General features: G+C 61.4%; 10 protein-coding genes and 1 pseudogene. All 11 read right to left on the reverse strand.

What is annotated here, in order from left to right; translation table 11 throughout:
- Position 1: 1 nt before the first annotated feature.
- The 11 genes and pseudogenes from tssM to BJG93_RS32850 all read right to left on the reverse strand — a co-directional run bounded on the left by tssM (position 2) and on the right by BJG93_RS32850 (position 15,866).
- Positions 2 to 3,967 carry a type VI secretion system membrane subunit TssM gene (gene tssM / locus BJG93_RS32800; protein ID WP_027194616.1) on the reverse strand — a complete coding sequence of 1,322 codons (3,966 nt, stop codon included), beginning with the start codon at positions 3,965 to 3,967 and terminating at the stop codon, positions 2 to 4.
- A gap of 13 nt (positions 3,968 to 3,980) precedes the next feature.
- Positions 3,981 to 5,314, reverse strand: a pseudogene (gene tssL, locus BJG93_RS32805) (type VI secretion system protein TssL, long form).
- Positions 5,311 to 6,660, reverse strand: coding sequence for a type VI secretion system baseplate subunit TssK (gene tssK / locus BJG93_RS32810; RefSeq protein WP_027194617.1), 1,350 nt, complete (start codon positions 6,658 to 6,660; stop codon positions 5,311 to 5,313). The pseudogene tssL and the gene tssK overlap by 4 nt, the downstream one beginning before the upstream one ends.
- Before the next feature lie 5 nt (positions 6,661 to 6,665).
- On the reverse strand, positions 6,666 to 7,211 hold the full coding sequence (tssJ, locus tag BJG93_RS32815; protein WP_034477505.1) for a type VI secretion system lipoprotein TssJ: 546 nt from the start codon (positions 7,209 to 7,211) through the stop codon (positions 6,666 to 6,668).
- A gap of 140 nt (positions 7,212 to 7,351) precedes the next feature.
- A complete protein-coding gene (locus tag BJG93_RS32820) occupies positions 7,352 to 7,834 on the reverse strand; it encodes an Hcp family type VI secretion system effector (RefSeq protein ID WP_027194619.1) in 483 nt (160 codons plus the stop codon).
- 108 nt (positions 7,835 to 7,942) lie between these two features.
- On the reverse strand, positions 7,943 to 9,448 hold the full coding sequence (gene tssC, locus BJG93_RS32825; RefSeq protein WP_407675343.1) for a type VI secretion system contractile sheath large subunit: 1,506 nt from the start codon (positions 9,446 to 9,448) through the stop codon (positions 7,943 to 7,945).
- A gap of 43 nt (positions 9,449 to 9,491) precedes the next feature.
- Complete coding sequence (gene tssB / locus BJG93_RS32830; RefSeq protein ID WP_027194621.1) at positions 9,492 to 10,025, reverse strand: type VI secretion system contractile sheath small subunit; 534 nt, start codon at positions 10,023 to 10,025, stop codon at positions 9,492 to 9,494.
- Positions 10,026 to 10,236: 211 nt separating this feature from the next.
- Positions 10,237 to 11,511 carry an OmpA family protein gene (locus BJG93_RS32835; protein ID WP_231337680.1) on the reverse strand — a complete coding sequence of 425 codons (1,275 nt, stop codon included), beginning with the start codon at positions 11,509 to 11,511 and terminating at the stop codon, positions 10,237 to 10,239.
- Positions 11,512 to 11,906: 395 nt separating this feature from the next.
- Positions 11,907 to 12,614, reverse strand: a complete 708-nt coding sequence (locus BJG93_RS32840) for a DotU family type IV/VI secretion system protein (protein ID WP_231337644.1) — start codon at positions 12,612 to 12,614, stop codon at positions 11,907 to 11,909.
- Positions 12,615 to 12,641: 27 nt separating this feature from the next.
- Positions 12,642 to 13,202: a fimbrial protein gene (locus BJG93_RS32845; protein WP_034477507.1), complete on the reverse strand. Its 561-nt coding sequence runs from the start codon at positions 13,200 to 13,202 to the stop codon at positions 12,642 to 12,644.
- Positions 13,203 to 13,274: 72 nt separating this feature from the next.
- Complete coding sequence (locus tag BJG93_RS32850; protein ID WP_231337645.1) at positions 13,275 to 15,866, reverse strand: fimbria/pilus outer membrane usher protein; 2,592 nt, start codon at positions 15,864 to 15,866, stop codon at positions 13,275 to 13,277.
- Positions 15,867 to 15,947: the final 81 nt, after the last annotated feature.

Genomic DNA, 15,947 nt, shown 5'->3' on the forward strand with positions numbered 1-15,947 from the left:
GCTACAGTGCGTCGGCGGATGCGGAATCTGCCGACGCGGCCGACCGCCTTCCCATCATGTTTGCACTGCCGGGACAACGAAAATCCCTTAGCAACGCCGTGAGTTGCGGTCCCGACTGTCCGCCCGATGTCAGTTCGATTACCGCGTGCCGGTCGTCGAAATTGAAATCCACTGCCGAGCGGCTCGACGACAACGTCGACGTCAAGCGGCCCCGGTCGATCAGACGGAAGAGCGCCCACGGGCCATCCGTCAGCATGGTCGAGGTATCGGGACGCACGCGCGGATTCGCGGTGAGGCCGGCCATCGACCCGCCGCGTGGCCCCGGCCATGTGACCGGGAACGTCGTGACCGGACCGTGCGCATAGCGCAGGTTTTGCCCATCGATGTCGATGAGCAGATCGGTAATCTCGGGGTCCAGCGATACGACCTTGAGGCCCGCCTTCCACGACATCCGGGTCGCGCCGGAATCGCGGAAAAACGTCTGGCGGATCGCCGCGGCGCGCTCGAACGGTTCGAGGCTCGGTCCCTGCATGGGCGGCATGCCGGGACTCACCGGCCGATATCGCCAAGGCCGCATGCTCGTATCGACACGGCTGGCGAGCGTCTTGTGGAAGAAGTCGTCGAGCAGGCCGCCGGCCGCGAACACGCGGTTGAAATCGTCGATGTCGACCTCCTGGGCGCTCGCGGCGAACGGATATTTGCCTTCGACAGCACGGCGGCATTGCGCACCCACGCTCGATTCGACCTGCATCGTGAGCAGGAATCCGACATTGCGGTCCACCTTGCGCATCGACTGCGATGCGAGACCCACGAGCACGGCCCGAAACGGCGGCGGAAGCTTCTGCGCCTCGAATTGCATCGTGGAGCCGAGGTCATCAGTGGGCGGCATGCTGTTGGTGGCGAGTACGTCGCCGGCTGTCATCAGACGCGTGTACTGCTCGTTGATCAGCCCGATGATGCCGCCCAGCTGCAGCACGCCGCTGCCGCCGGGCAGCGCGCTGCCGCCGTCGGGCTGGCCAGTCACGACTTCGCGCAGCGCGGCAAACCGTCCGTCGACCAATTCACGTTCCATCTTCTGCTGCGCGAGCTGACCGATCGTGGCGGTTGCGGCGACGGCACTCGCTACGCGCGCCGCCTGCGAGCGACGCATGATCATGTTGCCGGCACTACCGGCGGGCGACGCATCGTCCGCGCCGTCGGCGACCGACAGCGACGTCTCACGGGCGGCCGTTCGCGCGAGTCTCGCCAGCGGCGAATCCGGCGCTGCCAGCGTGCGCAGTGTCTGCAGATCGGGCGCCAGCGTGCCGTCGCTGCCCGACACCGGTCTAACGTCAGCGAGAAACTGGGTCCAGTAATTGCCGTAGTCGGTCAAGTACTGGCGACGGATGTCGTCGGCGAGCCTGTCCTTACGCAGCACGTTGCCGTTTGTTATCTGCCGCCACCGCGCCGGTGCATCGGCCGCGCCCATCACCCACGCGTCCTGTTTTTGCGCCTGTTCGATAAATTTGGGCAGGCGCTTGTTAAAAACCGCGTGATAGCCGTCGTAGGTATAGAGACCCGGGATGCCTCGCGCGAGCGTCGAGCCGCCGGCCAGCATGAACACGGTAGTGGCCTGCGGACCCGCGGCGCTCAGCAGCGTGACGTTCTCGGGCGCCTCGGAGGCCATGGCGTTCATCGCGCGTTCGTAGAGCCGTCCGGACGCCGGGTTGCGCCCAAGGAACTCGCGCGCGCGACGCACCAACTCCGTATTCACCGGTTTTGCCGGCAGCGCGGGAACGTCGTCGGCCAACAGCGCGTCGAGGTGACGCGCCATCACGTTGCGCTCGCCGAGCGGTGCGACGCTATTGGCGTGCTCCCAGTCACCGAGCACCCATGCCTTGACCGCTTTCGCGTCGTAGTGCGAGCGATCGAACAGCATCAGGTAGACCGACAGCGTGCGATAAACGCGGTCTGCGTCCTGCGCGCCGATTTGCGTGTCCAGCACCGTTTCGATCCGGCCGACGACTTGCGGCAGCAGCATCTGTTGCAGCAGATTGTTGTAGGTCTCGCCGGCAGCGTCGCTGATGGCAGGCGTCGTGTAGAGCCCGTAGCGCCATGGCAGACCGGGACTGTCGAGGTCCATGTCCTGGAACTGAGGCAGTTCATGCGACGCTGACAGTATCGACCCCATCGCCCCAGGCTTCGGCGCCTTGCGCTGCGACAACACACGCGCGGCGAGCGCATTCGCCTTGCCATCGATCGCGGCGAGATAGTCGCGGTTATTGTCAAAGCTCACGACGAGCGCACCGATCAGCCACAGCGCCACGACGATCGCAAGCAGATGCCCGATAAGACGCAACGCGCGAAAGCGAATGTTCCAGTAGACGTTGGGCCGCACCAGATGCGCTTCGGCCAGAATCACGCGCTGGAACAGATTGCGCAGGAAATAGCCGCGATAGCCGGTAGGCGCGGCATCGCCGCCGGACGACGACACGGTCTTCGTCGCGGCGCCGACCCAACCCGCCAGCCCGCGACGCAGCCGCTGCAATAAGGTGGCGCGGTCAGCAGGCACGGCTTCGTGAGTCTGCGCCGCGCTCGTGAAATAGACGCCGCGCAACGCACTGTTCAATTTGGTGTCGTCGTATCTCGAATCGAGAAACACCAGCGCGAGCAGTTCATTGAGTTCCGCGCACAGACTACGAAATTCGGACGGAAGCGCATACAGCTTCTTGCGCAGATCGACCTCGTACACCTCTTGCAGCCGCGTGTTGATGCCGTCTTCGAGCCCCTGCTCCAGCTCACGCATTTCGGCCGCACAGTTCAAGCGCAGTGTGTCGCGGCCGTGCTCTTGCGCCTCCTCCTGATAAGGCAGGGTGAAGCCCAGGATTTGCGCGCGGCTTTCCGCCGTCAACGACTGGAAATACGCGCTGAAGCCGGGCAGCAGATCGAGCTTCGTGACGAGCACATAAACCGGGAAGCGAATACCGAACTGCTGGCACATCTCGCCAAGCCGCGCGCGCATCGACGCAGCGAGCGCCTTGCGTTCGGAAGCCGCGCCGGTCAGCAGTTCTTCGACGGAAACGGCCAGCAACGCACCGTTGATCGGCGCGCGCGGGCGCCGCTTGCGAAGCAGCCCAAGAAAACCGCGCCATTCGGCCTCGTTCGCGCTCTTCAGGTCTTGCGGGTCGATATCGACCGTCGCGGCCTCTTGCGCCGCCGCGTCCTGAACCGTATATCGGCCGGCGGTATCGATCAGCACCGCCTCGTTCGCGAACCACCAGTCGCAGTTCGCCGTCTCGACGCGGCTTCTCAGCGACGCCGCGACCATCTGGTCCGCCTCCGGAAAATCGAGACCCGAGTTGAGAATCAACGTGGTCTTGCCGGCACCTGGCGAGCCCACCACCATGTACCACGGCAACTCGTACAGATAGCGCTGGCTTTCGAGCAGACGACGCAGCCCCGCCGGCCCCCCGCGCATGCGTTTGAGCTTGTCGATGGCCTTCGTGACGACCGAGTGAAGCGCGCGGATTTCGTCTCGCGCGACAGGGACCGCAGCCGGATTCTTCGTGAACGGGTTCAGAACGCGCTGCAGCAGCACGTCGTCGCTGCGCATTGCGCGCCACAGGCGATACAGCCCGTAGATCGCGTAGCAGGCAAGCAGCACCGAGATCAGCAGCACGCGGGACCAGGTCGTGTCAAGCGGATGGATTTCGCCAAACGCGAGTATCGGTCCGAAATACCAGAGCGCAAGACACAGCAACGCGACGCCGATGGCAACCGGCGACCAGCCGAGCAGCCAGAACAGCAGCAGCAACAACAGCACGGCGATCGACAGCATGCGCGACAGCGTGCTCTCGAGCGGGCGGTAGTCGGCAAATGCGATCAGCGGTCCGACGAACCAGACGGCCACAGCCACCACAAGGATTGCCGCGAGCACCAGCGTCTGGCGCGTAAGCACAAGTTTCGATAAGCGGTTCAAGTAAGACATCAAGGCTTTCCCGTTATGGCGTGACGAAGACTTCCACGCGTCGATTGCGGGAGCGACCTTCCGCTGTGGTGTTGTCCGCGACAGGCTGGGTATCGCTCTTGCCGACGGACGCGATCCGATTGGCGGGCATGCCGTGCGCCTTCAGTACGTCGGCGACGAACGCGGCGCGCTTTTCCGACAGCACCCGGTTGTCAGGAAACTCCGCCGTGTGAATCGGCTGGTTGTCGGTGTGTCCGGTCACCGTGACGTTGCCGCCGACCCGCACGACCTCCTGCGCAACCTTGGTCAACACCGGAACCAGTTCCGGTCGAACGCGGGTTTGCCCCGGAAGGAACATGTCGTCGCCATGGAACACGACCCGGCTGCTGCGCTCGTTTTCTTCCACGGAGACCTGGCCGCGGGCGATCTCATCCTTCAGCAGAACCGACAGGCGCAGACGCTCGCGGACGATCGGAGCCGGGACCTTGATCGGCTCTCCGATCGCGCGAATCTTCGCTTCGAGCGCATTGCTTTGCGCCAGAAGCCGATACTTGTACCAAGCGAACAGCGAAAACACGCACAGCGCAGCGATGCCCGCCGTGGCCCAGACCGGTACGCTTTTCAGCAGCCGCATCTTGCCCGGTTCCTCGCCGCGCCAATGCGGCGACAATGCGAGCCGCATGGTGTCGCGCGTGCCGCTGACCAGCGTCAGCATCCGCTGCCTGATCTGCTCCAGATGGCGAGGACCGTCCGCGGCAACGCTGTAGCGTCCTTCGAATCCAAGGCTGAGAATGCGATACAGCACTTCGAGGACGTCGATGTACTCCTGGGGGTCGGTCGCCATGCGGCCGATCAGCAGGAAGAACTTCTCGCCACCGTCCACCTCGCCCTCGAACGTGAGGAGCAGGCCGCGCTCGGCCCAGATCCCGCCGGTGCCCCAACGCGTGCGGTTGGCGGCTTCGTCGAGCGCGGTGCACAGCGCGTAGCGCACCGCCGCCACATGCTTCCACGGCAAATTCGCCTTGTCGCAGACGGTTTGGAATGCCGCGACCTCACGCACCAGCAGCGAGCGCAAGCTCCGACCTCGGCCAGCGATTCGAGCGAAGACGGCATGTCCGCCAGCATGCGCAATAAAGGCTGCGCCGCTTCCCGCAACGGATTGCGTGCAGTCTTCATGCGCTCGAGACGCGTCTGCACTTCTTCCGGCGGGTCGAACGCGGCCGCGTCGACGACCGGTTCCTGATTGGCGACAGCCGCGGTTGCGGCCCGCCCAGCGGAAAACGCAGACGGCTGGCTCGGGCCAGAAGCGGAGTTGTCGGGGTTCAACAGAAAGTCGAACGCGCCATCCGCGTATGCACCTGTACTCATTTTTGACGCACGCCCCACAGTTCAAGCTTGAGTTCCGGGAAGTGCCCTGCGATATGCATCGCAAGCCCTCCGTGGCGCGCAATCTGTTCCCAAAACGGTCCGGTCCGCGACAGTTCGAAGTAGATGAAGCCCGAGTTGAACGGAATCTGGCGCGGCGGAACCGGCAGCGCCGCCATCGTCAGACCCGGCAGGTGCGAACGGATCAATTCCGGCAAGCGCTGGGGATGACTGATCTTGGTTTGGGCAAGGAACTGCTGCTGCAGCAATTCGGAAGGCATCTGCGCGCCCACCGCGAGCACGAGGTTCGAATAGCCTGTCAATTCGTTCGGCAGCATCGCGGCCGTACGGATGCCGTGCGCCTGCTCAGTAAGCGGAATGGGCTGCGCACCGCGAATCAATACCTGGTTCAACAGATAGTGAACCTCCTCGACGAGCGGCCTGATACTGCGGTAGAGCTGCGCATGGTCATAACCCGGAGCCGGTCGCGGACGCCGCGTTTGCGGACGCACGAAGGTCGAAAGCTCGCCGGCGAAAAGCGCGAGCTCGCGATACAGGTTCACCGGCGCAGTCTCTTCGAGTTGGCAAATATGCTCGAGCAGCGGCTCGTAGCGATTGAGTACCTGGAGCAGCAGATAGTCGGCCACTTCGGCCGCCGCACCCGTACGGCCATCGGTACCTGACAGACGGGCCGCGAGCGCGTCGGCGCGTAATCGCGCGAGGCCGTGCAGCCGCATCGCCCATTCACGCAGCAAAGGATTCGCGGCGTAACCGGTCACCGGAGGAATATGGTCGGTACTGTGCAGCGACACGGCGCCATCGGCGTGCAGCGCCTTCACCCGCGTCAGCCCAAGGCCGATCCACGACTGCGTAAGCTCTTTCTCCGGCAATAGCCGCAAGCGCAGATTTGACAGTTGGACGGGCTTCGGACCTTGGCCGATCGCATTGCTGTCGCGCAGTTCCGTGTCGTACGCATGGTGACGGGCCAGTGAACCGCTCTGTTCGGTGAAGGCGGTTTCCTCGGTGTTGGGCAAGCGAAGCGGGACGGCCAGGTAAATCACCTGGTCCTGATGCTCGGGTCCGATCGTCAGCGGTGGCGGGGGCGGCGTCAGGCCCGGCACGTCGAACGGCGTGCCGTCAGGAAACACGCCGAGTCCGCTCTTGAACACCAGCTTGCCGAACGCGAGCGATTCCTGATCGATTTCATAGCGGCCGAAGCCCCAGAAAAATGGGCTCAGCGGCGCGCTCCGACGATGCGCGAACGACTCGAAATACCGCTCCTGCTGCTGAAACAACTGCGGACGCAGGAAGAGTCCCTCGCTCCAAACAACCTTGCTATACCAACTCATTGAAATTAGTCTGACTTTGAAATCGAAACAGTGCGCTGGTCAAGCTGGATCGACAGCTTCTGTTCCTTGTCTGGAAGGGCCACCCTGTACCACGCAGCGTCGGGCGTGACCGGCAGCCGGTAAACCGCGCGCCAGATCGATTTGCCGAGATCCCGGTAGCCGGCCAGTACACCGATTGCAGTCGTGGCACGGTTGGACTTGCGGACGATCTCACGTGTGTCGCCGGGACGCAGAATGAATTCGTCGACGACCAGCGCGTCGTCGCCAAGGACTTTTCTGTCGTCGCTTTGCAGCGTGAAATAATCGGCGTTTTCAAACGCCGTCGACGCCTTCAGTTCGTAGACCCGCACGAGGATCGGCGCCGCCGTTCCCCACTCGTTCGGATTGACGCTTTCGTTTGCCGCGATCTGTAGCCGGAGGTTCGTTTGCTCCTTGACAACCGGAGCGGGCGTGCTCGCGCACGCGGACAGCCAAATGCTCGCCCCGCCCAAGGCCAGCCAGCCCACGATACGCAGCGATATCGCGAAGCGGGAAAATAAGTTCGGAACCATCTGACGGTTTCAAGGTGATTCCGCACGTCGCCTGAATAAGCTAACCAGGATGCTGCATCGAGCCCGGCATCCTGGCTAACAACCGTGATATTGCTCACCGACGGAAACCGGCGAGCCCACGATTCAGGAAAACATGCGGCTTAGGCGCGGTTCTTCTTGATATCGAACGTTGCCGTGATCGCGCCGCCACTACCGCCCTGCGCGTTTTGCACCACGTATTCCTGCTTGAGGCGGGAAAACGACAGACTCACCGTTTCGCGCGGACGCGATTCACTATCGCTGACGCCGGACGGATGCACCGAGGTAACCAGCACGTCGTTCATCGTGAACTTGATGTATTCGAGCGGGTTACCGCCAGCCTTACGCACGACGAGCTTGGCTTCGTCGATGTGCTTGCCGGTCAGGCAGTATTGCGTCAGGTTGGGCGTTGCACGATCGATGAAATGCTCGAACGTGAAATCTTCGACCGTCGCCCGACCGGCACCACCGCCGGAACCAACGTGCATATTCGATTGCTGCGTGACGCCCCACGCCCAGCTCAGAACATCGATTTCGTCCTTGTGGTTAGCGTCTGCCGACTCACCATCAATTCCGTTGATCTTGAGAAAGATGTCTTGCGCCATGAAAGTACTCCTTGATACAGATTAATTTAAAAATGCTCAATGAAAGTCAGGCATATTTAGTGAGCGCCTGTCCGTCGCTCAATCACCGAATAAACGGTAGACGCCGGATCAGGCCGCTTCCTTCACGAGGGGCAGCTTTGCGACGAGACGCAAAGACACCGTCAGGCCTTCGAGTTGGAAATGCGGACGCAGGAAGAATTTGGCCTGGTAATACCCCGGATTGCCCTCGACGTCCTCGACGACCACTTCGGCCGCGGCTAGCGGTCGACGCGCCTTGGTTTCCTGCGACGAATTCGCGGGATCGGCGTCAACGTAATTCATGACCCACTCGTTGAGCCACTGCTGCATTTCGTCACGTTCCTTGAACGCGCCGATCTTGTCGCGCACGATGCACTTCAGGTAATGAGCAAAGCGCGAGCATGCGAACAGATACGGCAGGCGGGCCGACAGGTTCGCGTTCGCAGTCGCGTCGGGATCGTGGTACTCGACCGGTTTCTGCAACGATTGCGCGCCGATGAACGCCGCGTACTCAGTGTTCTTGCGGTGAATGAGCGGCATGAAACCACTTCTCGATAATTCCGCTTCGCGACGGTCGGAGATCGCGATTTCGGTCGGGCATTTCATGTCGACGCCGCCGTCATCGGTCGGGAACGAGTGACACGGCAGGTTTTCAACGACACCGCCGCTTTCCACGCCGCGAATCAGCGTGCACCAGCCGTAATTCTTGAATGAACGGTTGATGTTCACCGCCATTGCGTACGCCGCGTTCGACCACACGTAACGACGATGATCGGAACCGTCGGTCGCTTCCTCGAAATTGAATTCGTCGATCGGATTCGTCTTGACGCCGTACGGCAGACGCGCGAGGAAACGCGGCATTGCAAGCCCGATGTAGCGCGAGTCTTCCGAATTGCGCAGCGAGTTCCAGGGCGCGTACTCGAGGTTTTGCGTGAAGATCTTCGTCAGGTCGCGCGGGTTCGCGAGTTCCTGCCACGAATCCATCTGCAGCACCGACGGCGCCGCCCCCGTGATAAACGGCGCATGCGACGCTGCCGCGACCTTCGCGATCGAGCCAAGCAAATCGACGTCAGCCGGCGTGTGATCGAAGTAGTAGTCGGCGACGAGACAGCCGTACGGCTCCCCGCCCAACTGCCCGTACTCTTCCTCGTAGATTTGCTTGAAGAACGGACTCTGGTCCCAAGCAATCCCTTTATAGCGCTTCATGGTGCGGCGCAGGTCGTCTTTGGACACATCCATGAAGCGGATCTTCAGCTTCTCATCCGTTTCAGTGTTCGTGACGAGGTGATGAAGTCCACGCCATGCGCTTTCAAGGCTCTGAAAATCTTCATGATGAAGAATCAGGTTGATCTGTTCGGATAATTTGCGATCGATTTCGCCAATAATCGACTCAATGTTTTTGTACGCGTCGTCGGCCACCGTTACCGATGTGAGTAGCGCTTGCTGAGCGAGCGTCCGGACAGCGCCCTCGACAGCCTCGCGTGCGCGCTCCGTTTTGGGCTTGAATTCGCGCGATAGGAGCGCGTTGAAATCGGACTGGTTGGTGACGCTCGCCGTTGCCTTGGCGCGCGTATTCGCTTGAAGTTCGGCCATCATTTCCCCATTGTTTCAGGCTGTGCTTTCGTGCGGAAAGCGATAATCATTCGTTGGTCACCGGCTCGCCGGTGGATGCCGCTTGCGGCTTCGGCGCCTTCGCGAGCGCCTCGAGCAGCGCCGGGTCTTTCAACACCTTGCTGACCAGGCTTTCCGCCCCGCTCTTGCCATCCATATACGTTTGCAGATTGGCGAGTTGCGTACGCGCCTCGAGCAGCTGTGCAAGCGCGCCAACCTTTTTCGCGACCGCTGCGGGCGAGAAGTCGTCCATGCTTTCGAACGTGATATCGACCATCAGTTGACCCTCGTTCGTCAGCGTGTTGGGCACCGAGAACGCGACGCGCGGTTTCATGGCTTTCATCCGCTCATCGAAGTTATCGATGTCGATATTGAAGAACTTGCGATCGCCGACGGCCGGTAGCGGTTCGAGCGGCTTGCCCGACAAGTCGGCGAGGACGCCCATCACGAACGGGAGTTCGACTCGCTTTTCCGAACCGTAAATTTCGACGTCGTATTCGATCTGGACGCGGGGAGCACGATTACGTGCGATGAATTTCTGAGAACTGTTAGAAGCCGACATAGTGTTCCGACGTTATTCGCTCAAATAAAGGACATAGCGGCGATACCGCTAGCTTTCGCTAGGAAAATCCGCAACCTGGTGATGTTATGTCTCGAACCGGCGCGGCGATATGGGCGCTTGCCCAAAAAGTCGATTTCATTCTCACGAATGAATTGCCGGTTTCGCGCACCGCTAGCGGAGGCACCCGCGGGCCACCCTGCGACGGGTACTTTTAGTCCGTGCCTGAGTCGGGAATAAGAGAAATTTCGACGCGACGATTCATCTCACGCCCCTGACTACTTTCGTTGCCGGCAATCGGCCGCGTATCGCCATAACCCTGAATTGCGAAACGTGTGACGGGCACCAAAGCAGTGTTGGCGAACCAATCGCGGATGGCCTGCGCGCGTGCCTCCGAGAGTTTTTGATTCGCGGCGCTTGAACCCACGTTATCAGTGTGACCCGCGATAAGAATCCGCTTGTCGGGATTCGCGCGAATCAGATCGAGCACACCTTTGAGCCGTGGCTCTGCGCCTGATTTCAGCGTCGCCTTGCCGCTGTCGAACAACGCGAGGTTGTCGATCGTCACAGCGGTCGGCGGCGAAGGCGCGGCGATCGACGGTGATCGCCATGTCGCGCTCACCCGTTCAAGCGCGACATGCAACAGATCGCTTCGATACAGGCCCCAGCCGAGTCCGGTCGTTGCACTGCCGCTCGCGTAGCGAGCCGGCTCGGCGGACTGTCTGTGCAACGATTCCTCATGCTCCGCATCCGCGCGAGCTGTGGCTATATGCGTGGCGACCTCGACACCGTTGGCGGCTCGCGCGACCGAGCCGTCGTTCGACCATGCCGATACACCGATCGATATCATCAAGACGACGGCCGAGGCAGCCAGCGCGTGCAGCGTTACGCTATGCGACCGAACCCACCCGCTCTTCGAGACTCGGACGCTCTCGTTCCGCGCGACGGCCGCGAGCAAAGGCAGAGACAGCGGCTTGGGTTGCGCCCTAGGCGTGTTCAGCGACAGGCGCAGCCCGGTCTTGCCGGTCAACCATCGCATCCACGCACCGGCGCGTATCGGCGAGTGTCCGATGTCGGCCAACAGCAAGCCGCGCAGCGAGAACGGCGCGGTGTTCGCGAACGATGAAAGGATCGATAACAGCGCCGCATCTTCTAGCCAGTCGATCACTGCATGCCCCAGACCGGCACTCGACGCACGTTCCGGTCGTGCGACAGAGAGCCATGCCCGGTCCAGCTGTTGCCTAAGCGCTTGCACATGTTGCCGCGCGCTTGCGGTCGCGGGGTGCGTCGTCGATACATCGATGGTGTCGCCGAACCAGACCGGTTCCACAGTCTGGTCGCCATCTGCACCGAGGTAGGCGTATATCGCGATATAGGAGGGCAAGACGAACGTCCCGGTACCGATGCTCGCATCGAGTTCATGCTTCCAGCGGGAAAATTCGCAGCGAATCACCGCGTCGTCGCACTCACCATCGGGCACAACAGGCATCAAGACGGCATCCGGCAGACGTCGATGCGACTCCATCACGGTGGCCATCACGCTGGGCAGCGCTTTAGGGGTCCGGACAGGCAGCCAGATGGCATCATCGTTGCAGCGCAGCGTAGATGATTGCCCATCACGTGCGAACAACGCACCGGCGTGCGGTCCGACCACGAGAACAATGGGCAACTCACGCACGTTTCGACGCTGAACGTCCCGGTCCTCGTGGGTCGCATTCGATCGCCCGTCAGTGAGAAAAACCGCGGCGCACAGCGCCGTCAACAGGACAAGGCTGAGCGCAACTGCCCACCAAGGGTGAAGAGCACGCGGAAAACATACCCATATCAGGCCGGCTACGCAGACAACGATCCATATCAGCGCCGCCAGGTAGCGGTCTACGGAAGTCATTGCGAACGCTCCGTCAGGACAGGATTGCTGTGCGGGGACGACGTTTGGGGCAAGCGAAGTGCCTCAACTTCCGGACTAACGCGGAGTGCCGCCCATAGTGACGCGACTGCAATCGCGCCAGCAACGACCGCGCTCGCGATCGTGCCTATGCGTGACATACCTGACATGCACAGCGGCCTTAGCGAACCCGTCCCTAACATGGCAGTCTCCGGTGAGTCGGGAATGGACAACACCGTCTCATCACGCCTATGCCTGCTCAACGCCGATTTCGCGCGTTCTAGATATGCATTAGCGTCTTCTCGTCCTCCGTCGAAGCCTAGCGCCAGCAATATGCAGTAAAACTCGAGTCTGGCGAGGTCCTGATGGCCACGGTCCGCCACTGCGTCGATTCGTTTCCAGACGTGTGTGGTGCCATCGCGCACGCCATGAAAACGCATCTGCAGCGGGTCACGCAACCATTCCTCGTGATGCCTGGAGGGCAATGCATGCAACGTCAGCTCGTCCAGCAACACGCATTGCGCGAGACTGACTTCCTGGATATCGGTTGCCGGAAAGGTTCGATCCTGCATTTCCTGCTGTAGCGTCTCGACCAACGTGTCACAACGCGCGCGCCAAAAAGGAATAGCCGGGATCTCCGCGCCGTTGGACAGCAGTGCCGCATGCAACGCAGTCGGTCGCATCAGCGCGGCCGTTGAGTCAGACATCATAAAAACGTATTACCGGCGGCAACGTCAGAGCATTTCGACGACATAGGTGACGAATGTATTGACCGTACCGGCCGTGGCTCGACCGGTCGCATAGTAGCTGGCAATGAAATCCACCGGCGTCGGATCCGTGGACGTGATGGGAATGACTTTCATCGTGGAGCGGTCGCCGATCTTGATCCGCGACCCGTCCGCATTGGCCAACATGATCTGCACGTTCGTTGCGGACGTCGAGCCGCTCACGTTCTGTAGGGCCAGATTGCCCGTGCTGGGATCGGTGGACGAACCGCTCTCGAAATACACGCGCGCACCCGTCACGCCGCTCGCACATTGCATCGTGATGGTGAAGACCTTTGAGCCGTCTGCCACTCCGGCCGTCGGCAGCGATTGCGTCGAAAGCGTCCGCAACGTGACTGTCATGTCAGGCGAACTGACCAGCAGACACGTCGTGGCGTTGTAGGTGCCGCTAAAGTTGAGCCTGACTGAGGGCGAGCCTTGCGCATGCACGCAAATCGATCCGAACAGCGCACTCGCGGTCACGCCGGAAATTAGTCCGGCAATCCGAATGTATCTACCAATATTTTTCATTTCTGACCTCCACTGTCGGCGGAATCTTCACGGCCGCAGCGCTGGAGCTGACCAGGCATCGGCTTTCGCACTTCAGCGAAGTGAACTGAGAAGCGCTGCGCCCGCTGAACGTTGCGCAACGGACTTTGCGGGCGGAGACCAGACCAGCGTCGGATCACAGCTCAGCTTGATGCGCGCAACGATTCCCGCGTGCTGACTGCTGTCCGCCTTGTCGTCGTCCGGGACCGTATAGGGCATCACGCACTGCTCCGCTGCGCCGTTGCCCCAGCGCACCAGCAACTTGCCCTCGTGCTCGAGGCCGCGCAGGTATGCGAGGCCACCCTGGCCGACGATGCCCACCGATTTCTCGGATTCGTCGAATAGCTCGGTGCCCATCGGCATGGCTTTGCCTTCGCGATCCGAGACCTCGGCGAAAATCGGCGTGCCCTGCGTGGTCGTGATCTTCACCTTGACGAGCGAATTCGCGCGCGGCACGACTTCCTCGCTCGTATTGCCCAGTTCAACGTCGAGCGGCACGTCGCTCGGATCCAGCGCGACCATGTTGACGCGGTATGGCATCAGCGAAGGCACCACGGCGTAGCCGTTGTCGTCGATGCGCGCGCCTTGGCCATTGATGATCCGGCCGCCCTTTGCTCCTTTCGCCTCGATGAGCGCGAACGCCTGGCCAAGCGGCGGGCTCAGCGTGACGCCGCCACTGTGAATGACGACCGCGCCGTCGGCGTTAAACGCGGCCTGACGCGTCTGGTTGCTAATCGACGCATTCCCGTTGTAGGTACCGTACTGCGTGCGGTAGATCGCGTAACCGCCCGCGGAAACGGTCCGATCTTTGCTGGTGACGACCCGCGCTGCATTGACGCCGTAGTTGATCGGCGTGGCTCCGGTCGTGTTGCCCGACGCCGTGGCCTGTATCGTGCTGTCTCCGTTCGAGCTGCGCGAGAGATTGGTAGTCAGATAGTCGAACGCACGATGCGCGTTCGAGTCGACCTTACCCAACGGGATTGTGAGATTCAAACCGACCTGCGTGCTGATCTGCGAGCTTTGCAGGCGCGTGCGTTGCGCATATAGCGAGTAGGACACGCGCTTGTACGAGCTGTTGAACCCAACCTGATACTGAAGATCGTAGCCCTTCGAAGCGCCCCAGTAGTTCTGCGAACTGCCGGCAATGTAAAAGGAGCTCGACTCGCCGATTGGCTGGTTGATATTCAGCTGCAGACGGCTGCGCGTGCGGTAGTCATACTGACCCGTGGCGTCTCGCGAGCCGTAGCGCGCGTACATTGCGTCACGCAGACTATAGAAGCGCGCCGTCGAATAGCGATAAGCCGCAACGGAGAAATTCGTGTTCGGCCCCGGAAGAAGCTTGCTGTAGCTGATGCGAGTACTGTAACCGGGACGGCCAGCAGAGCCGCCGGGGATATTCGTCCCCGCCGCCGTTACATCAAGCGCGAATGCACCGAGCGGAGTATTGAGCGCGACACCGACCAGACCAGCCCAGTACCCTTCGGAAAACTGTGCGCCAGTGTAGCCAGTCAACAGGTTTGTCAAGCCGCGCTGATAAACTGCTTGCGCCACCCACGGATGCTTATCCAGCACGGCATCGCGAGAGACGCCAGCCGCCAGATTGAAACGCGAAACGCCGGGCCGCAGCAACTGCGGTACGGACGCGAACGGCACGAGAAAAGTCCGCTGACGGCCGTCGGATTCCGCAATTGTGACCTGAAGGTCGCCCCCATAACCCGTGGCCGGCAGGTCGTTCAGTTCGAACGGTCCCGGCGGCACGCTGGTCTCGGCCACGATGATGTTGTTCTGGCGCACGATAATGCGCGCATTGGTATCAGCTACACCACGCACGACCGGCGCGTAGGAACGCATCGAATCCGGCAGCATGCGGTCGTCGCTCGATAGCTGGACGCCACGGACGTTGAACGAATCGAAGACGTCACCGCTCGTCGAACTGTCGCCGATCGTCAATTGACTCTTAAGCGACGTGACATCGTGCTGCGCAAACAGCGCGACATTTTGCCAGTGCGCGTCGGGAGTCCGGCTCTGCCAGCTTGCCGTGGACCACTGGCGGAAACGCCAGCCATTCACGTTGAATCCGCTTTGCAGGCCGAGATAGGCACTGCTGAAATCTCCGCCACCACTATTCTGGTGAGTTGTATAGCTGGCGAAGCTGTATTGCACGAAGCCGGCGTTGATCCCGCTGTCCCAACGGGATGGATCGACGTAACCCGCAGCCTCGTTGCGCAATTCAATCTGCGCAATCGACAGATCGAGTTGCAGATCCGCACTGTTGAACGATGCAGCCGATCCCGGCACGGCCTGCGCCAGCGGGATGCATTGCAACGGTGCGTCCCTATCGTCAAGGTCGCCCTTTCCAGCTTCCTTCAGCCGCTGGACCACGCGCTCGGTATCTACGCCAGCCCGGTCCAGACTGGACATCGTGAAGCACGGTGCGGCGATATCCGAGCCCGGCACTGCCTGAAACAGGACATCGAAACGTCCACGCTTCTTACCATTGACCAGCAGTTCGAGCGGATAAACACCGGGAGAAACCGGATTGCCTCGCGTATAGCGCGACAAATCGGCGACGTTACCCGTGAAGAATGCGGGATTGAATTCGACTTCTTGCGGAGCCTCCGCAGAAGGTGCATTGGATGTCGGCACGGTAGATGACGCATCCCGACGCGCAGCTTCTCCGTTGGCACCAGCTGCCTGCTTCGGCAACTCCGACGCCGAACAGTCATT

It is taken from the genome of Paraburkholderia sprentiae WSM5005 (assembly GCF_001865575.2).
GTDB classification, from domain to species: Bacteria; Pseudomonadota; Gammaproteobacteria; order Burkholderiales; family Burkholderiaceae; genus Paraburkholderia; species Paraburkholderia sprentiae.